Annotated in this window: 17 protein-coding genes; 12 read left to right on the forward strand and 5 right to left on the reverse strand. The window is 42.7% G+C overall.

The window, feature by feature from the left end; translation table 11 throughout:
* Positions 1-103 precede the first annotated feature (103 nt).
* The gene (locus J2Z65_RS28875) at positions 104-1,225 is read right to left on the reverse strand and encodes a PepSY-associated TM helix domain-containing protein (RefSeq protein WP_167055366.1); all 1,122 of its coding nucleotides are present in this window, start codon (positions 1,223-1,225) and stop codon (positions 104-106) included.
* Positions 1,226-1,797: 572 nt separating this feature from the next.
* On the opposite strand from J2Z65_RS28875, the gene J2Z65_RS28880 reads away from it, so the two are divergent.
* The 6 genes from J2Z65_RS28880 to J2Z65_RS28905 all read left to right on the forward strand — a co-directional run bounded on the left by J2Z65_RS28880 (position 1,798) and on the right by J2Z65_RS28905 (position 7,253).
* Complete coding sequence (locus J2Z65_RS28880) at positions 1,798-3,288, forward strand: FTR1 family iron permease (protein WP_167055369.1); 1,491 nt, start codon at positions 1,798-1,800, stop codon at positions 3,286-3,288.
* Between the two features lie 18 nt (positions 3,289-3,306).
* Positions 3,307-4,518 carry an EfeM/EfeO family lipoprotein gene (locus J2Z65_RS28885; protein WP_167055372.1) on the forward strand — a complete coding sequence of 404 codons (1,212 nt, stop codon included), beginning with the start codon at positions 3,307-3,309 and terminating at the stop codon, positions 4,516-4,518.
* Between the two features lie 24 nt (positions 4,519-4,542).
* Complete coding sequence (efeB, locus tag J2Z65_RS28890) at positions 4,543-5,817, forward strand: iron uptake transporter deferrochelatase/peroxidase subunit (RefSeq protein WP_167055375.1); 1,275 nt, start codon at positions 4,543-4,545, stop codon at positions 5,815-5,817.
* Between the two features lie 164 nt (positions 5,818-5,981).
* Positions 5,982-6,284, forward strand: coding sequence for a hypothetical protein (locus J2Z65_RS28895; protein WP_167055378.1), 303 nt, complete (start codon positions 5,982-5,984; stop codon positions 6,282-6,284).
* Between the two features lie 12 nt (positions 6,285-6,296).
* A complete protein-coding gene (locus J2Z65_RS28900; protein ID WP_167055381.1) occupies positions 6,297-6,755 on the forward strand; it encodes a hypothetical protein in 459 nt (152 codons plus the stop codon).
* Positions 6,756-6,911: 156 nt separating this feature from the next.
* On the forward strand, positions 6,912-7,253 hold the full coding sequence (locus J2Z65_RS28905) for a cupin domain-containing protein (protein ID WP_167055384.1): 342 nt from the start codon (positions 6,912-6,914) through the stop codon (positions 7,251-7,253).
* Positions 7,254-7,288: 35 nt separating this feature from the next.
* On the opposite strand, the gene J2Z65_RS28910 is transcribed toward J2Z65_RS28905, so the two are convergent.
* Entirely contained in the window at positions 7,289-7,588 is a 300-nt protein-coding gene (locus J2Z65_RS28910) for a hypothetical protein (protein WP_167055387.1), read from the reverse strand.
* Between the two features lie 42 nt (positions 7,589-7,630).
* Positions 7,631-9,145 (reverse strand): sulfatase family protein, encoded by a 1,515-nt coding sequence (locus J2Z65_RS28915; RefSeq protein ID WP_167055390.1) that lies wholly within the window; start codon positions 9,143-9,145, stop codon positions 7,631-7,633.
* Positions 9,146-9,353: 208 nt separating this feature from the next.
* Between J2Z65_RS28915 and J2Z65_RS28920 the strand changes: the two genes are divergently transcribed.
* Positions 9,354-10,214: an AraC family transcriptional regulator gene (locus J2Z65_RS28920; protein WP_167055392.1), complete on the forward strand. Its 861-nt coding sequence runs from the start codon at positions 9,354-9,356 to the stop codon at positions 10,212-10,214.
* Positions 10,214-10,348, forward strand: a complete 135-nt coding sequence (locus tag J2Z65_RS35815) for a hypothetical protein (protein ID WP_275691017.1) — start codon at positions 10,214-10,216, stop codon at positions 10,346-10,348. Before J2Z65_RS28920 ends, J2Z65_RS35815 begins: the two co-directional genes overlap by 1 nt.
* 58 nt (positions 10,349-10,406) lie before the next feature.
* Here the strand turns inward: J2Z65_RS35815 and J2Z65_RS28925 are convergent, their stop codons facing one another.
* Complete coding sequence (locus J2Z65_RS28925; protein ID WP_167055395.1) at positions 10,407-11,984, reverse strand: sensor histidine kinase; 1,578 nt, start codon at positions 11,982-11,984, stop codon at positions 10,407-10,409.
* The gene (locus J2Z65_RS28930; protein ID WP_167055398.1) at positions 11,974-12,690 is read right to left on the reverse strand and encodes a response regulator transcription factor; all 717 of its coding nucleotides are present in this window, start codon (positions 12,688-12,690) and stop codon (positions 11,974-11,976) included. The genes J2Z65_RS28925 and J2Z65_RS28930 overlap by 11 nt, the downstream gene beginning before the upstream one ends.
* Before the next feature lie 177 nt (positions 12,691-12,867).
* Between J2Z65_RS28930 and J2Z65_RS28935 the strand changes: the two genes are divergently transcribed.
* From J2Z65_RS28935 to J2Z65_RS28950, 4 genes are all read left to right on the forward strand, one after another.
* A complete protein-coding gene (locus J2Z65_RS28935) occupies positions 12,868-13,536 on the forward strand; it encodes a phosphatase PAP2 family protein (RefSeq protein WP_167055401.1) in 669 nt (222 codons plus the stop codon).
* The gene (locus J2Z65_RS28940; protein ID WP_167055404.1) at positions 13,520-14,689 is read left to right on the forward strand and encodes an MGDG synthase family glycosyltransferase; all 1,170 of its coding nucleotides are present in this window, start codon (positions 13,520-13,522) and stop codon (positions 14,687-14,689) included. The genes J2Z65_RS28935 and J2Z65_RS28940 overlap by 17 nt, the downstream gene beginning before the upstream one ends.
* A 42-nt stretch (positions 14,690-14,731) precedes the next feature.
* Positions 14,732-15,478, forward strand: coding sequence for a polysaccharide deacetylase family protein (locus J2Z65_RS28945; RefSeq protein ID WP_167055406.1), 747 nt, complete (start codon positions 14,732-14,734; stop codon positions 15,476-15,478).
* 593 nt (positions 15,479-16,071) lie between these two features.
* On the forward strand, positions 16,072-18,549 hold the full coding sequence (locus J2Z65_RS28950) for a hypothetical protein (protein ID WP_167055409.1): 2,478 nt from the start codon (positions 16,072-16,074) through the stop codon (positions 18,547-18,549).
* The last annotated feature ends 21 nt before the right edge of the window (positions 18,550-18,570 follow it).

Consider the following 18,570-nt stretch of genomic DNA (forward strand, 5'->3'; position numbering starts at 1 on the left):
GGAGTGTAGTTCCCTCAGTAAGTGCGTGGCAAGTTCGTCCAAAAAAAATAAAGCACCGCGCTAAATCGTGTCGCGGTGCTTTTTTCTATGTCTATTTGTTCGGTTATGCGGCAATAGCTTCATTAGCTTTTTTCTTCGTATTTTTTCTGCGGGCACGTGCTTTTAACTGCCACATCATAATGCCCGTAAACATTAATATAAGAGGCATCATTCCAAACACAAAGTAGATCAGCTTAGTAGTTTCCCCGCCCCAAGTGGCAAAATGAAGTCCTTTTCTCCATGTGTTGTAAAGGTTAATGGCGAGATTGGGATTTGTTTTATACAAAATATCTCCCGTTGAAGCATCCATATAAACCGTGCTGTTGTTGCTGCTTGATGCACCAAACCCTTCTTTCAAACCAACTTGAATGGATTGTCCGGGTTTGAGTGGAAGCTGAATTTTCGTTAACTTACTTTCGGGATAAGACTTCTCAACCAGATTTACGACATTCTCAATGCTAAGCATCGGTTGATCTTTGCTTTTGGACTGTAAAGCTGAAGCAGGTATCGTTTCCTTTGCAGTAAAGCCAAACCATACTGGAATTGATTTCTCATAGGCATTAACAACACCAGTTAGAGTGATGATCAATAACACAGGGATAGAAATGATTCCAACCATTTTATGTAGGCTCATATTATAGGCTAGTTTACCGCGATTACGAATGAATCGAAAACCAAGCGCCCATTTTCGAATGCCCGGCCACCACAAATAAATACCGGTCACAAGGATGAGCAGCAATCCAATGCCTAGAAATCCGACGAAGTAAGCGGCTTGCTGTTTGCCGATTACATCTGTTAATAGAAAGTAGCGGTGCAGGTTATAAATGGTCGCAAAAGGTTCACGACGCTCTTTCTGTACCTTTCCAAAGACCTTACCCGTGCCAGGGTCCGCATAGACTAAACCGGCATCCTTTCCTCCTTCCTTAATTAGATGGATGTGGTAGAAACCATCTTGAGCAGGCCATTCGATACGATCCGATTTCAAATCAGGATTCATCGCATCTGCCTGCTGCTGAATGACTTTAACGCCTACATCACCAGGTGTTGGTTGTTGACCGATAGGATGAACCAGTCGTTCTACGTCAGATTCGATCATTAAAAGACTGCCACTTGTACATGTAACTACAACAAAGAGACCAAGAATTAAGCTGAGAAACAAATGAATGGTTAAAACAATTTTTCGCAAAGATTATCCCTCCGGTATGCTTGTAAAATGCCATTTTATTACTGAGAATCATTTTTCGGATATTGCAAATGATATTCATTATCAGTTCTAATGTCAATACGATTATGGAAAATCGAGTGATAATATTTTTTGACATATCATTTCTATGTTTGTGTAGGGGAACTACAGGGCGCTATTTTGCCAGAAACAGCCCCTTGCGTGAAGGAGAGGGAACCAGATTCCGCTATTTCGACATTTTGACAGATATTTGGTCGATAAAGTTTGAATAAGAGCCTGTAGTTCCCCTCCAACCTACGAAATTCGGCTATTTGCTTGAATAAGGGAATGGGGTTCCATTAGTAGGGGCATGGCTATTTCTCACAGAACTGGCTGGCTATTTTTGTTCACATATTCGGACGTCTTTTTTTATGTAAACGCTTCAATAATAAATGGGTAATTTTTCAAGACCGACGTTGTAAAAATTGCAATTGACAGATTCATTAAGGAGAGTAAAATAGACTGAGTGAATCGATAATGATTATCAATGTTAATTGCATGTTGTTAAGGGAAATTTCAAGTTAGGTGTGGTGATTATGCGCAAAGTTTTGATAATGAGTTGGATCGCTCTACTTTTGATGTTGTCTATTCCGATCTCGGCAAGTGCTAGCGGGGAAGATGATCTGAAAAAGGCCGACGCGGACATACAACAAGCCATTCAATTAGCCCAGAGCGGCAAGGTAGAAGATGCCTCCAAGCTTTTTGACAAGTTTCAAGCAAATTGGCTTACGATAGAGGAAGGCATTAAAGTCACCTCACTCGCCGCCTACCAAAAGATTGAGCAAGCCATGGGTGAGGTTTCTTTTGCCACTTTGAAACAGCCGATTGATCAAACCAAGCTTACAGATACATTGAAAGTACTGCATGATTTAAATGCAAGCTTCATATCCGGGAAGCTGGGTGCATTCGGACAAGTGGCCCAAAGCACAGAGAAGGTCACGATTGCCTCCCTGGTTACTTTGCTGGAAACAACGCAAGAGCAATTGAAGCAAAGCGATTATGAAGGAGCAAAAGCCAACGTTCAGAAGCTTCGGAGTTCTTGGCTTGACATCGAAAGTATCGTCTTAACGCAGTCTTCAGCGGTATATTCCTTAATGGAAAGAGACATGGTCACCGCCTATGCATTGCTGAGCGCAGAACCCGTTAAAGCCAAAGAAGCTGCGATGACAGTGGAGCGCATGCATGAAGCTCTCGGACCACTAGCAGGTAAAACAAGCTACACCATGCTTGATGCCACAACCATTTTGTTAAGAGAAGGACTGGAAGCCCTGCTTGTCATTATTGCTTTGCTAGGCTTTCTGACCAAGTCAGGCCATGCGGATAAGAAGCGTTGGATCTGGTATGGTGTAGGCGGAGGACTATTCGTTAGTATTCTGCTAGGCATTATCGTTCAACAATTATTTTCCACAAGTGCTTTTGGTAACAACAACTTCCTAATTGCAGGTTGTACCGGGATATTTGCAGCACTCATGTTGGCATATATGAGTTACTGGCTTCACAGCAAATCTAATATTTCCAATTGGCAGCAGTACATACGTAATCAAAGCGTCAAAGCATTAGCCACAGGCAGCCTATTTTCACTGAGTTTGTTGGCTTTTCTAGCCGTTTTCCGCGAAGGGACGGAAACAGCCCTTTTCATGATTGGGATGGCATCTTCGATCTCGATATCCTCTTTGCTAGGCGGCATTCTAATCGGGGTTGGGATATTGATTGTTGTTGCTTTCTTGATTTTGAAGATCGGAATGAAGGTGCCGATGCGCCCATTCTTCCTAATCTCAAGTGTGTTCGTTTTTTATCTCTGCTTTAAATTTGCTGGCATGGGCGTACATGGCTTGCAGCTGGCGGGTTACTTACCTGCGACAACGGCTTCGTGGGTACCGAGTTTGGAGTTCCTTGCCTTGTATCCAACGCTTGAAAGTGCAATTCCTCAGTTTGTTCTTCTCATCTGTGCGCTTATTGCGGTTCTAACGGATGCACGTAAAACGATGCAACTCAGAAAAGCATCTTTGATTATAAAAGAAAACTAAAATTTGGAGGTTTATCCTATGAATAAACGCAAACAATTAATCATTTTAACAGCAGCTATCGCACTTGTAGCAGTAGGATGCAGCAAAGGGGCAACGACACCATCAGCAACAACTGCCGCAGCTCCCGTGGCAAGCCCGACACCGAATGTAACGAAAGTGCCTGCGAAAGAAGGCGCAGCAGCTTTTCTAAAGTCTATTGATGGCTTGAAAGGACAATTAGATCAAAAGCAGGTGACGGATTCTAAAAAGGTATCTTCTTCCTTAGTAGTTGACTGGGCTACCTTTGAAGATGAAGTTAAACTGAAATACCCTGAATTGTATGTGAAAGTTGAGAAGTTTTTGACGCCGTTAGAAGCGGGATTAACACAAGATAAGCTTGACTTTGCGATTTTGGGCCAATTAAATGACGGATTGAAAGGTGCATTAACAGAGCTGAGCGCTTCCTTAAATGAAAATAAAGGTGCAGTAAACGACGCGGCGATTTCAGGTTCGCAAGCTCTGCAAGAGGCAACAAAAGCTTATAATAAATACGTACAAGACCAAGGCAATCAAATGGTCACACTTTTGGAACAATTGAACGCGGCTGTGAAGAGCGGCGATTTGAAAAAAGCGCAGGAAGCCTATGTTGCATCGCGGATGCCTTATGAAAGAATCGAGCCTGTCATCGAAAAATTCAAAGAGCTTGATGGAGTGATGGATGCGCGCGTAGACGACTTTAAAGATGAAAAAGATCCTGAATTTACAGGTTACCATCGCATTGAGAACTTATTATTTGTGCAAAAAGCAGTAAAAGACGCTGAACCATTTGCAGTTAGATTGCTGGAAGACGGTAAGAAAATGCAACAAAGTATTGCTGCAACTAACATCGAAGCAACAGATTTTGTTACTGGTGTAGGCGAACTGATGGAAGAGGCACAGACCTCGAAGATTACAGGTGAAGAAGAGCGTTGGAGCGGCGCAACGGTTCCTGTTATTAGAGCAAATGTAGAAGGCGCTCAGCAGATTTATGATCTTGTAAAAGTAGAATTAAAGAAGAAAGATGCTGCGCTTGACGATAAAATTAGCAAAAGCCTATCGAGCGTTATCGAAGCTATGAACACCCTATCTCCAGTGGGAACGACCTGGAACGATTTCGCGAAAATCGAGCAATCGAAGCAAGTAGATTTGAAAAATAAGCTGGAAGCCTTAGCAGAACCGCTTGTAAAAATGCCTGGAACACTAGGGCAATAATCCAGAAGGGAGTAAGACATCGCTATGGGAGATAAAATAAATCGTCGTACATTTCTAGGGATGACTGCTGCAGGTGCTGCTGGATTGATTCTAGGAGATTTTATTGGCAAGGAGCAGCAGCATGAGCTAATTACTCCTGTAACAAATCAAGAGGCTACTGATGAAGGCAAGGCTGAAACGATATCTTTCTACGGTACCCATCAAGCCGGTGTCATAACTCCGCAGCAAAACTTTGCAAATGTTGCAGCATTTGATGTAACCACAGATGATCGGCAGCAATTACAGGAATTATTCAAGACCTGGACGGAAATGGCAGCTACCTTAATGGACGGAAAACCGTTAGCAGCCGAGCCTCAAGAGGGCAAATTTCCTCCAGTAGATACTGGCGAACAAATCGGACTGGCTACCGGCAAGCTCACGCTAACCTTTGCTGTCGGCAGTACCCTTTTTGATAAAGAGGGAAAAGATCGCTACGGACTTCGCTCGCGCAAGCCTCAAGGTCTCACAGAGATGCCAATTTTCCACAAAGACTCTCTGCAGGACCAGTTGACACACGGGGATATTGTCGTCCAAGCTTGCTCCGACGATCCTATGGTATGCTTCCATGCCATTCGGAATTTGGCTAAAGCGGCACGTGGCGTTGCGCATTTGAGATGGCAGCAAACCGGCCAGTTAGGCATTAAATCTGATGGCACAAAACGTAATTTGTTCGGTTTCAAAGACGGTACGAACAATCCGGCTCTGAAAGACGAAGCTTTTATGAAAAATAACGTTTGGATTGACAGTGCTGACGGAACCCCATGGCTTGCAGGAGGAACTTATATGGTCGTCCGCCGCATTAATATGCGAATCGAGACATGGGATCAGCAGCCATTTTCCAATCAGGAAGAAATTATTGGTCGTCAAAAGGTTTCAGGTGCTCCGATGGACGGTAAAAATGAATTTGATCAACCTAATTTTGCCTTAGATTCTAAAGGAGATAAAACAGCTTTAGATTCCCATATACGACTCTCGAATCCAAGAGATGGGGAGAAATCGGAGCGTGAACGGATTCTTCGCCGGGGCTATAACTTCATGGAGAATCTGGATAGCGTGGGAAGAATGAATGCCGGGCTGCTATTTGTATGTTTTAATAGAAATTTACAAACACAGTTTGAGTCTATTCAAAAGCGTTTAACAAACCCCAAAATGCCCGATCAGATGTTATCTTACACGACGACTACAGGTGGAGGATATTTTGCGGTTCTTCCTGGTGTAACAACCAAAGGTAATTATTTGGGACAGCATTTATTTGCCTAAATAGCTATAGAGAAGAAACGGGAGACATTTGTCTCTCGTTTTTTTGCGTCAGCATAGGATTGATCTCTTGTCTATGGCAGCTGCTTTTCCTCCCGACAGCACCCCCTGAAATCGACAAAAATCGACGAATCCTTATATGAGCTATGCATAAGGAGTGAATCACGATGGCGAATAATTACAAACGCTTCATTCAAAATCAATTCGAAAAAGCAAAGTCTACCGCTTCCGAATTCATTTCTTCAAGAAATGAAGAACCAGAAGAAGGCATCATAGAAATCAATCCGCAATACTATTATGAGCTGAAAGCAATCGCCGATATGCAGCATACGACCGTGGAAGCGATCGTCAATGGAATCATTGTCCAATACCTGACAAGCGCCCCCCACGAATCAGCCCCCATCTCAGTGGATCAAAAGGAAGATAACCCGCTTCTGTATTTGGATGGTATTTGCAAATTAGAGGATTAAGGAGTGCCGACGATGGATAATCACTTGAACGTTCAGAATGCAATTTTTCTGGATGAAACAGCTTTAGCCGCTTTAATGAACCCTGAAGACCCTTATTATGCGAAAGCCCGTTCCCTGTTTCTGGATTTGCATGATCTTGAGCGTAATTATTTGACGACCAACTCCATCATATTTGATCTTCACGAATGGCTTCGCAATGAATACAGCTATGAGCTGGCAGGATATTTTCTGAATGCTATTGATAAAGCCGTGAGTAAAGGCAAGTTGACGGTCATTACCAGCGGTCCCGAATTTGAGGGGGAATCGCGCAGACTGCTTATGGACAGACCTGAGCTCCGTTTCTCGCTCAGCGAAGCATTCACTGCTGTGACCATGTCCTATTATCAGGTCAAACGTATCTTTACTTTCAATCGCAATTTCCTGATGCTCTCCAATTTGGATAAGGATATTCGAATCATTCCATCGACTTAAAAGCCTTTATACAAATTCAGCCTGCCCTCTTGAGAGCAGGTTGTATTTGTTTTGCTAGCTATAAGTGCCAGGACTTCGAGTGCATTGAATTATTATTCATGAATTTGTATAATAATTCGATATTGATATAAACGTTAGATGAAGGGAGTTACTGCAATGAAAGTAAGCAAGCATAACGCTGAACACTACATTTGGGGAGACATTTGTGATGGTTGGCATTTAGTTAAAGGTGAAAACTTAAGCATTATTCATGAACGAATGCCGATAAACACATCGGAAGTAAAGCATTATCATCAAAATGCCCGGCAATTCTTCTTTGTCCTATCGGGTACAGCGACTTTGGAAGTGGGGGATAAAGAGATTGTATTACATCAGCAGGAGGGAATCGAGGTTCCCCCGCTAACGCCACATCAAATGTTTAATAAGTCACAGGATGAAGTTGAATTTTTGGTGATTTCTCAACCGAATAGTAAAGGTGACAGGATTGTTGTAGATTAATCGAATGAAGAGCGAAATTAGAAGAGGCTGCCGCGCTAAATGGCTGGCAGCTTCATCAATGTTTTTCGAAAGATACTGTTATCCAAAAATTGCTTAATCGCTTGAACCGTTGAGGTTAAAGCATCCCCTCTTTTACGCAAAGTTTCGGAGAGACTAACGATAATTCGCATAAGGATGATCTGAAGCTCTGTTTGCGTGTCCTCTACTGATTTTTGCTTAGCGCTCTCAATAGCCTCTCTAAACAAACGTTCCAACCCGCGTTCCTGCGTTACGACATGGGACAGCAGTTGGTAAGCTTCAAGCATCTTCAGAAGCCAGTTTCCGCTAACGTTCAACCTTATATAGCTCCATTGTTCCTCGTGGTTTATTCAATATCTTCATGCATGCCAGACTCGAGGCATGCCCATAGACTCTTTGCCTAGTTCTGCCCATATATATTTCAACAAAAGCTCCGATTTTAAGGTTTGGTACTCAGGCTTATCCCATAAATTGCGGATTTCGCCCGGATCCTCTTGCAAATCAAAGATTTCACCATAAGTTTGGTTATAGTACACGGTAATTTTATATCTTTCATCAACATATGTTTTTTGATGAATTGTCGTTGGCGTATGAAGAAACTCGCAGATGGCATGATCTCTGGCCTGGCTCTTCTGACCGCACCATACTTGTGACTGATCCAATCCTGTCATGTTGTGGGGAATCGAGATGCCGCATAAAGATAAAAAGGTAGGGGCCAAATCTACCAATGACTGGATGGCGGGCGAGGTTGCCCCAGCAGGAACTTTACCAGGAAACCGGACGATAAATGGAATTTTGATCAAGTCTTCGTAATGAAAGCCTCCTTTGGCCTGAAGGCCATGTTGACCAAAGAAATGCCCATGATCTGTAGTAAATACAACGATTGTATTATCTGCAAGCCCCAGCTCATCAAGCTTGTTTAGGATATTCCCAATGTATTTGTCCATCAGACTGATCATGCCGTAGTAGGTTGCTACCAGTTGTTTGCGGTCATGCTCGGAATATAACACCGAATGGGAATGATAGCCATGTATCCCAAACTCGCCTTCCTTCCAGGGTGCAAAATCCGGTTGCTCCATTTGCGTTAAATGAAAATGGGGCGGATTTTGATCATGCTCACCGGGAGTAACGACTGGAATGGTCAGTTGCTTCGGGTCATACATCGTATCCCACGGTTCAGGGACCAAATAATCCGGATGTGGATCAAAGAAACTGGACCAGAGGAAGAAACTTTGATCGTCTTCTTTATATTGCTCCAGAAGAGCGTTCGTCCTTTCTGCAATCCAGGTATTGTAGTGGTATTTTTCCGGGATAGGCCATTTATGGAGAATGGAGCGGTCCATCGTGCCTGTTGGCGGCAGGAAATAGTCGCGCCAGTTCAAGCAGCCCTTTTCTTCCATCCATAGTGCATAATGTTGGCCGACGTGTGACTCATTCGTATGATTACGTGCTAACTCTACGTGATCAAAGCCGTAAAAAGGCCCGTTATTTTCCTTCCAGAAATCAAGATCCTGCAAGACCGGATAAGCCTCGAGAGAAGGATATTGCTCCGTAGATGCTAGCGGCTGAAAATGAGCTTTGCCTACGAGAGCAGAATGGTAACCGGCTTCATGAAAATCTTCACCGACGGTATGAACATTTTCTAACAGCTTAGTGCCGAGTGTCCATGCTCCATGCTGACTTGGGTACATACCGGTAATAATAGAAGCCCTTGTCGGGGTACAAGTGGGGTTCGGACAATATGAGCGTGTAAATGTAGTTCCTTCCTTCACCAGACGATCCAGATTCGGTGTCTTAATTTCTGAATTAAAAGCACCTAGCGTATTCCAATGCTGCTGATCGCTGGTAATTAACAATATATTAGGTTTCTTCATCCGGTTATTCCTCCAATAATCATGTTTCTACAATAAGAATAAGCTCCCTGAGGGAGATTGGAAATATCACAATTTCAGATTCGTTTAACATTTTGTTAGGTTGAGTTAGGTTCAGTCGATTAAGTCGATCTTGAGATGAAAAAGTAAAAGGAATATGATGGAGTGGAAGTGTTGTGAGTAATAACCAAGTTTTAAGGAGAAAAAACACATGCAGGAACTTGCCCACGAATATGCCCAACAGCTGTATTTGAACCCGAGTGAGTTTGTAAAAATGAGTGGTTTGTGGTGTCTCCGCCTTGGGCATAACGTTGCCAAACCAAACTATCAGGTGGGACCTAAAAGAATCGAATGCTACAGCCTTCATTTCGTAGTTGAAGGTCAATTGCTGCTGCAATATGAGGATCGGGAAGCGATTCTCCATCGTGGCGATATTTGCTGCTTCTTCCCGGATGAATCCTATACATACCGTATCTACGAACCGGAAAAGACCCTAAAGCTTATCTGGATTGCTTTTCAAGGACCTCAGGCTGCACCTTTGCTTGAATCGCTAGGATTAACCCAGTTCAATCCTATTCTGCGTGGAAGATGCAGCAGGGAAGTTTGGACTAAACTATATGCATTGCTTGATTATATCTCGGATCAACCTGACGGAGTCCAGGCTATCGGCTTTTCATTAGATCTGCAGGAAAAGCTATACGCTATTTTTGCCGTGCTTATGAAAGAGGGAAAGACGCATAGCGATGCCGAAGGCAGCGTGCCTGACATACCGTGGCTGAAGAGATCACTTGATTTTATGCAATTGCATTATATGGAAGGAATCAGCATCAAGGAGGTTGCCGAGGCGGCGGGGGTACACCGATCTTACTTCTCGGATATTTTCAAGAAAATGATAGGCCTAGCACCTAACCGCTATCTGTACCGGCTTAGAATGGAAAAGGCAGCAGCGTTGATCTTATTAGGAGATCGGAATATAACAGAGGTCGCTTATACGGTCGGCTATCCGAGTCTGTATTCGTTCTCACGAGCTTATCGCAATTATTATGGCTATTCTCCGGGCAGCAAGCCGTGATGGGGATATCCCTTTTCCTCACCAACGAGCCTCTCTTGACATGGACGGACCCGAATGCGTTTCTTCATGGCCGTATCGGCCTAAGCGGTGTATCGACGGCTTGGACGATTTCACCGCTGACGGTAACACGGTAACAGACATGCTTGCGTCGGCAAAATCAAAACAAGGAGCTAGCCGATGCAAGCTCCTTTGTCATACATGGAAAGGCAAAGTAATCGTTAATCGGATGACTTGATTTTCATAATCCACATGTATGGTTCCCTGATGCAAATCGATAATGCTTTTGGTTATCGCTAATCCTAACCCTGCACCGGACTTGCTGGAAGAACGCGAGGTATCCACTCGGTAAAATCGGTCAAACAATCGATTAACCTCGTCTTCGGATAGAGCTTCACATGGATTTGACACTGTAATTTGAACGGAATGTTTATGATTAACAATTTGTATATGAATGGTTCCAGGGTGTGTACTATATTTGATCGCATTGGTTAACACATTCTCGAATGCCCGAACCATTTGGTTGGGATCGACCTCCATGATGATTGGTTCTTTAGGGAGATCTTTAATAAATGTAACATTGCTTTCCTTCGCAATAGGATCCAGTTCTTCAGTTAGCTGTCTCAGCATTTGATTAAGGCTGACTTTTTCTTTTTTGAGCTGTACTCCCTCATAATTTAATCGCGTAAAATCGAATAAATCCTCAATTAATTTTTTCAATTGTTCGGACTTCCCGTAAGCGATATCCACATATTCATCTAATTGGGCTTTACTCTTATACTGATGATCTTTCACAAGTCTCATATAACCCATGATCGAGGTTAAAGGTGTACGCAAGTCATGCGAAACATTGGTAATAAGCTCATCTTTTAATTTTTCTGCCTGTCTTTCCCTCTCGATCATTTGGTCCAATTCCGAAGCCATGAAATTAATATTGGCTGCAAGAGAACCCAGCTCATCTTTACTTTTTTCTCGAATCCTAAATTTTAAATTCCCCGTCGCTATTTCCATTAAACCTAAAGCAATCTCTTCAAATTCTTTCATTTTGCGCTTCGTAATGAAGTAAAAACAAATAAAAAACGTAACGACTCCAAGCAAAATGGGAGGAATTTCGGATTCATTCACATATACAACGGTGGGTTGCGGGGAACCTCGTACGATACAATAGGCAGTTCCACCATTCATCGTCATCGTATAAAGCCTTGTAACTTTAGGATGCTTGCCTTGGTCTTGGTTAAAAAAGGGCTTTTTGGCTTCGGCCATCGCATTCGGAATATCAACTTGAGTGTCAGTCACTCCATCCGAGTTGTAAAGAACTTTACCATCCGAATCCGTCATGACTGCATTGAGATTATTTTGTTGTTTCGGTATATTGAGTAGGAATTGAATGATCTCATTTCTTGTTAAGTGATAAACAGAATCCCCATCGCTTGGAACCGTTATCCACTCATCGTTACCAGTTAACGAGGGAAGCGGGCGGTTGAGAAACTTATTCTTGAACGCAGGATCTTCGTTCCCCAATTGTTTCACTAACCCATTGATATCTTGATTCATTTGATTAAAACGCTTAACTAAATCTCTTCCGCTCTCATCAATCGTGACAATCCCCTCGGTAAAATCCAATCTGCGTTCTTTATGGGCAAATAAAGGAGCAGAGGCGAGATCGATCAGCACGGAAACAAGCATACAGCATATAAAAGCTAGTATCATCTGAACTCGGAGGCTAGCTCTCATTTGATGGAGGATTCTTAAGGGCAGTTTCTTATAGTTCAATTTTATAGCCGACCCCCCACACCGTTTTTATATATCGTGGGGATCTTGAGTTGTCTTCAAGTTTTTCACGTATATTTCGAATGTGGACCATGACGGTGTTTTCCGACTCATAGAAGGGTTCATTCCATACGCGTTCATAGATTTTCTCCGTATTGAACACAACACCAGGGTTTCGAGCCAAAAGTTCTAATATGGCAAACTCCCGTGGTGTCAATTTGATTTCTCTGCCTTCTACCGTGACGTCGTGCGTTGTGACGTTGATGCATAGATCATCTATGGAAATAACATCCATCTTTTCGGATGTATTGGTTTGCAGGTTTCCATTCATTTGATTCAAACGGAGATAACGGCGAAGTTGAGATTTCACTCTTGCCACTAATTCCAATGGTTGAAAAGGTTTTGTTACATAATCATCCGCACCGGTAGTCAAACCCATGATTTTGTCCATATCCTGTGATTTGGCGGTTAACATGATAATCGGAACATTTTTACTTTCTCTGATTTTCATACACGCCTGAATGCCATCCATGCGCGGCATCATGATGTCTAAAATCACCAAATGAACGGTTTCATTTTCAAGGTAAGCTAACCCCTCTAGTCCATCTGCTGCTTTAAGGATATTGTATCCTTCATTCGTTAGGTATATCCCCACTAAATTCCGAATTTCCTTTTCATCATCAATAATGAGAATGGTTTCTTGTGCCATTGAAAGCACTCCTTTCTGTGCTTACAGTGTACTCTACTTCTCTTAAGAAAAAAGAACGTATTTTCTTAAGAGTTTCTGAAGTTCGTTCTAGACTTTTAAGAAATTCTTCAGAGGCATTGTCATTTTTCCTTAAGAACTTTCAGGTAACATTACATTCAGACGAGGAGGACGTAGACAATGGATGACAAATGGAAATTAGCTGGGTTATTTAGTTTTCTGCTAAGTATACCGGCTATCATGATGATTTATCCTTATTTAAATACACCCGAGAATGGTGTTCATACGCTTGTTACGGATTTTGATAAAGCTATTCCAGTTGTAAAAATTTTTGTGCTTCCCTACATTGCTTGGATAGGTTATTTGGCAATCACGTTAATTTACCTCTGTTTCAAAGATCGCAGGCTTGCATTCAAAACGATCCTTGTTTTTGACCTTGGGTTACTGGTCTGTTTTCTCGTTTATTATTTTTTTCAAACGGAAGGGCCGGTACGCCCGGAGATCATGGGCCATGATTGGATATCTGATCTACTTCATTATGTATATCAGATCGACCATCCATACAATAGTTTTCCGAGCATTCACGTCATGAGCAGTTATTTAATGATTCGAGCCATTCGTAACAGTTCGTGGAAAAACGCGTGGATCCAGTGGATCATCGGATTGTGCTCAACCTCCATTATCCTTGCGACTTTGTTTATCAAACAACATGTCATCATGGACGTGGCAGCCGCCATATTATTGGTTGAGTGTTTATTTAAAGGGGTAGAACTTGTGTATCGGTGGTTGTCCGCACCAAACATGTATAACACAATTAAAGGAGTTGAGATCAATGAAAATCGTAAATAAACATAAAGTTTTGATCCTTACCGGTAATTACGGAGATGGCCATATTCAAGTTGCCCAAGCCCTGCATGATGCGATGCGAGTTCGATATCCAGATTCGGAGCCTGTCATTATTGATTTTATGGAATGGGTCCATCCCTATGTGAATCATTTAAGCCGGTTCGTTTACCTCCAAGGCGTGAAAACATTCCCTCAGGTTTATGGTTATCTTTATCAGAAAACGCGGCGAGAGAACTCATTGTCGAATATGATAAAGACCATTTTTTCTTCAGGCATCGGACGGATGATGAAATTGATCAATGAAGTACAACCAACGGTTGTAGTTAGCACGTTCCCTTTGGCAGCCGGCGTGATGTCAAAATTGAAATCATATGGTTTAACCGATATTCCTACAGTGACGACCATTACCGATCATACGGACCATAGTTCCTGGATTTATCCTTATACGGATCAATATATCGTCGGCTCGAGAAATGTTCGTGATTCTTTGATTGACTTAGGCGTTGAAGAGGCGCGGATTGCGGATACAGGAATTCCTATTCGATCGCAATTTTCACAGTCCTTTAATCGGGAGTTACTAGCAGAGAAGCATGGTTTAGATCCTCGTATGCATACCGTATTAGTAATGGGAGGCGGATGTGGCATGATTGGAGAAGGCAGCTCCACCATCCAAGCGTTCGATGCCTTGTCACTACCTGTACAATTCATCATTGTTTGCGGAAATAACGAAAAACTCCGTATGCAGCTGAGTGAAAAACGGAAGAGTTCCAAACATCGCATTCATCTTACCGGATATATTAATTATGTTCATGAATTAATGGCGGTTTCCGATCTTATGATTACAAAACCAGGGGGCGTTACGACTTTTGAGGCGATTGCCATGGAATTGCCTATGCTTCTTTATAAGCCAATTCCCGGTCAAGAACAGGATAATGCGCAATTTTTGGTTGGTTCAGGTGTAGCGATTCAAGCAGAAACAGCTTGTGATCTTACATTACTTTTATCACAATTGCTTCATGATGCAAAACTTCTTCAACGAATGAGAGAAAATACAAAACAATTCCATCCTAAAGAATCCGCGTATGCATCCGTAGAAGTAATTTTTGAAGCAAAAGAAGTTAATAATAGAGGCAATAAAGTAAGGAAGTACTCCTGAGAGGTAAAGCAAGATTTATTTCTATCGATGAGGGGGAAGATTATGGAGCGGATATTTATTTTTATTGTCATCGCATTGTTCGTCTATACCATTATTCCAACGATGATGATCAGACTCTTTGGTATCGGAGTTTATAAGAAGGGAACAGCCGCGCATTCGATCGCTCTGACTTTTGATGATGGACCGGATCCGGAGTATACGCCACGTTTGCTTGATTTATTGAAGCAGCATAATGTAAAAGCGACCTTTTTTGTCCTTGGTTTGAAGGCAAAGCAATATCCTGAACTTATCAAACGAATGCATCATGAAGGACATCTCGTTGGTGTTCACAATTATGTACATGGGGCGAACGCCTTGATGACTCCCAAGAGAGTCCGATTGCAAGTAAACAACACAGTCAATGTGATTTATCGCATTATTGGTGAAAGACCTATCTATTACCGGCCTCCATGGGGAATTATCAACATCTTCGATTTTCTTCTGATGAAAAACTTTCGCTTGATTCTTTGGTCGGTTATCGTAGGCGATTGGAGAAGCTCCGGCGGCAAACAAAAAATTAAACAGCGGCTGCTGTCCAAGTTAAAGGGTGGCGCGGTTATCGTTCTTCATGATAGCGGTCAAACCTTTGGAGCAGATCGGAATGCTCCCACATTCATGTTGGAGGCGCTGAATGAATTTATAGATGAAGTCTTATCTAGAGGGTATTCCTTTCTCAGAGTGGATGAAAAAATGGCGCAGGATGAACAAGTCGAATGCGTTAAGTTGAAAGAAATTCAAACGAGTTCTTAATGATTTCAAAATAGAGTGATTTCCCAGAAGAGAGGCGAAAAGGCCGCTTCGCGGCCGTCTCTTGCTGAAAAGTAGCCGCAATCCCGCGAAATCTCCAGCGAGAAAGCCGAAAAGGCCCTCTCACAGTCGGAACCCCCCGAGCCCGGCCGAGAGGGCCTGAAAGCCGTCTCGTTCCCATTTTGCGCCGAGAAGCAGCCATAATAATTGATCGGATCGTCTGTAATTGTGGAAGGAATCCCCTATGATTATTTTTTAAACTTATAGTATCTTTAGATAAAATCCGGACTATTTTCTACCGATTTTTCCTCCTTAGATCTAACACCACAAGTGCTGCTCTCAGCTCCCCCTGCCTTTGTCTGCCATAAGACTTCAAGACTACAGTAGAATACAAAACCTTAACATTCATGAAAACGTTACCAAATCCGCTGAATATTTGCTGCTGATCAACGTATATTGCGCTCTTAACTTTTGTGAAGGGGGGGATGACTTTGTCATTCGTATAAAGAAGGGAGGATCAGCTTATCGTCCAAATCGTTAGAACAGGTTATCTTAAACTGGTCAGATGAAAATATTCAATGGAGGTGTCTATTGCCTTGCGTAAAAAGGGTAATCAGATTGCGCTAGTGTTATGCTTAGCGCTGCTTTTCAACGTGCTTATGGTTTGCCCTGATAACGTTCCAACGGTATCAGCGGAAAGTGGCAGTTCCTCAGTCATGGACAATACCTATGAACCCGTTTCGGTTTTTGATAAGGATTTCACCACTACGCCTCTCGGATTAACGGGTTCCGATCTGGGGTTTGATTATTCCTCCTATACTTCAGGCACGGCTTCTGCCGTGATCGAAGCGGATCCCTATACGGGGACTCGTGCTCTTCATCTTAAAGCTAACGGTATTGTAACGGATGGAGCATTAAGAAATGAATTTCAAATCAGTAAAACCTTCGGAGAGCCTTACACGGGAACGATCTCAACGGAAATTACTTTCATGCAAACAGGCACTAAAAAAGATGACCGCATCATTCAATTTTTCCCTTCATCCGGAACGACATTTTTGGTTGGCGCAGGCGTGACGGCTGACAAAGGTTTGGGATACCTCTTATCGACAGCGCCATCAGGTTCGTTAGGTCAGTATCAATTAGGCGAATGGCATACCATAAGATTGGATTTTAATACAGTTTCCCAAAAATACAGCTTATACTACGACGGTAACATTGTACAAGCCCGGAACAATATGAACAAAAGTCTTCCCATTTATAATCTGAAGAGATTAGTTATTGCAGCACCCGGTACCTCAGGGGATCTTTGGATTCGCGGCGTTAAAGTGACTCATTCTCCATTCATGCCAGAGCCGCCGGCTCCGAAAATCGTTTCTTCCGGATCACGCAACTCAAGGGTTATGTGGACATCGGAGCACTATGCCTACGCTTCAAAGTATCGGCTTCGAATTAAGGTGAAGGGTGAGTCGAATTGGAGACCGATTGGGAATGCTACCACATTTTTTAAGGATTATACGGGGACGAATCTAATCCCGGCTTCAGATATTAACGCATTTTACGATAGCGCAAAATTAGCATCCACACCCCTAGTAAACGGCCAGACTTATACATTAGGCTTGTCTGTTGTTACCCGTGATGAATCCGGTGTATACAATAATGGGGTTCCAAGAGATTTTGAAAGTACAATAACGGAATTTGACGGCACGCCATATGCAACAACACCTGTACCGACAACGGATACCAGTGTCATTGACCAGCTTACATCGTCTGCGAACTATTATGGATACTTGTGGAAATTGCAAGATGGTTCGAAAATAGGGGACTATCCGTTTTTGGATAACGCCACCATTCAGTTCGAGGCAATTCCTAATAAATATGCAAGTATGGATCGCATAGTCACCACACACAAGGACGTGATGAGATACCCCTTAGGTGCTGACGGTCCCGTACAAAATCAGCTTATCGGTTTCAATGTGAAGGATCAAACGACGGTATATGTGGCAATGGATAAAAACGCTACTCTGCCGGCATGGCTAGCCGACTGGACCAACACCGGTGATGTTATTAAGATGACGGGTGCGAATTCGGGATACACATTCAATATTTATAAAAAGAGTTTTGCCGCAGGTTCTTCCGTGCTGCTGGGCTATAACGATTACGCTAATTTTGATCTCTCAAAGAACGCCGGCTACTTTGTTATGGCTGAAAGAGTCACAACCGGATTGAAGCTAGATCCAGTTACCGAATGGGTGAACACATCTACGTATAAATTATCAGGCTCCGTGAGCGAAAGTGTCTATGTATCGGTATATCAAAATAAAGCTCCCGTAACGCTGCCAATGGGCGGTTTTATAAGCGGCGGAGGAAGTTTTGAGTGGAATCTGGACTTAGTGTCAGGTGCGAACTTGTTTGAAGTTTATGCCAATCGCGATAAATCAACGTTCTTCGATCGTGTCGAGGCAACCGTTAATCAGGACAGTATCGTTCCCGAAATACGCATTCCAACGCCGCCAACAGCTGTTAGAGAAGCCGTCTATATGCTTGAAGGATCCTTAAGTAAAGCGGCCAGCCTAACCATTAAATTAAATGGTGCGAATGTAGTGGATTCTGTCTATCAAGAAGCCAATCAGTCTTTCTCCTATCCGCTGACATTAGAAGAAGGGAATAATTCCATTGAAGTTTCTACCATCGATTTAGCTGGTAATACCAACAAAACAAGTTACACAATGGCCTACATTTTCTGGGCAGGACAAGGCATTATCAATGATTCGAGTGGAAATTCTGTACATACACTTACAGCTTCGAAGGATATATTTGCTGAAAAGAAAGTCGTTAATACGACGGCGAGCAAGAAGCAGCTAACCCTATGGTTTATTCTGTATGACGTAAACAATACGATGATCGACTTTTCTTCATCCATTGCGGAGCTTAAGCCAGGAGAAACAAAAACGTTAGGCGTTGGATTTACGCTACCTGCTCAAGTGACCGGATATAAAGTAAAAGTTTTTATTTGGGACAGTCTTAAGGATATTCTAGGTCAAAGTCCGCTTTCGGAAGAGCTCGTAGTGCAGTAATCATTGAATAGGAGGTTGCAC

Source organism: Paenibacillus aceris, assembly GCF_017874035.1.
Classification (GTDB): Bacteria; Bacillota; Bacilli; order Paenibacillales; family NBRC-103111; genus Paenibacillus_E; species Paenibacillus_E aceris.

Coding starts and splice junctions, on each gene's coding strand:
- J2Z65_RS28880 (WP_167055369.1), top strand. CDS start 1,798: ATGCGCAAAGTTTTGATAATGAGTTGGATCGCTCTACTTTTGATGTTG.
- J2Z65_RS28885 (WP_167055372.1), top strand. CDS start 3,307: ATGAATAAACGCAAACAATTAATCATTTTAACAGCAGCTATCGCACTT.
- efeB (WP_167055375.1), top strand. CDS start 4,543: ATGGGAGATAAAATAAATCGTCGTACATTTCTAGGGATGACTGCTGCA.
- J2Z65_RS28895 (WP_167055378.1), top strand. CDS start 5,982: ATGGCGAATAATTACAAACGCTTCATTCAAAATCAATTCGAAAAAGCA.
- J2Z65_RS28900 (WP_167055381.1), top strand. CDS start 6,297: ATGGATAATCACTTGAACGTTCAGAATGCAATTTTTCTGGATGAAACA.
- J2Z65_RS28905 (WP_167055384.1), top strand. CDS start 6,912: ATGAAAGTAAGCAAGCATAACGCTGAACACTACATTTGGGGAGACATT.
- J2Z65_RS28915 (WP_167055390.1), bottom strand. CDS start 9,145: ATGAAGAAACCTAATATATTGTTAATTACCAGCGATCAGCAGCATTGG.
- J2Z65_RS28920 (WP_167055392.1), top strand. CDS start 9,354: ATGCAGGAACTTGCCCACGAATATGCCCAACAGCTGTATTTGAACCCG.
- J2Z65_RS35815 (WP_275691017.1), top strand. CDS start 10,214: ATGGGGATATCCCTTTTCCTCACCAACGAGCCTCTCTTGACATGGACG.
- J2Z65_RS28930 (WP_167055398.1), bottom strand. CDS start 12,690: ATGGCACAAGAAACCATTCTCATTATTGATGATGAAAAGGAAATTCGG.
- J2Z65_RS28935 (WP_167055401.1), top strand. CDS start 12,868: ATGGATGACAAATGGAAATTAGCTGGGTTATTTAGTTTTCTGCTAAGT.
- J2Z65_RS28940 (WP_167055404.1), top strand. CDS start 13,520: ATGAAAATCGTAAATAAACATAAAGTTTTGATCCTTACCGGTAATTAC.
- J2Z65_RS28945 (WP_167055406.1), top strand. CDS start 14,732: ATGGAGCGGATATTTATTTTTATTGTCATCGCATTGTTCGTCTATACC.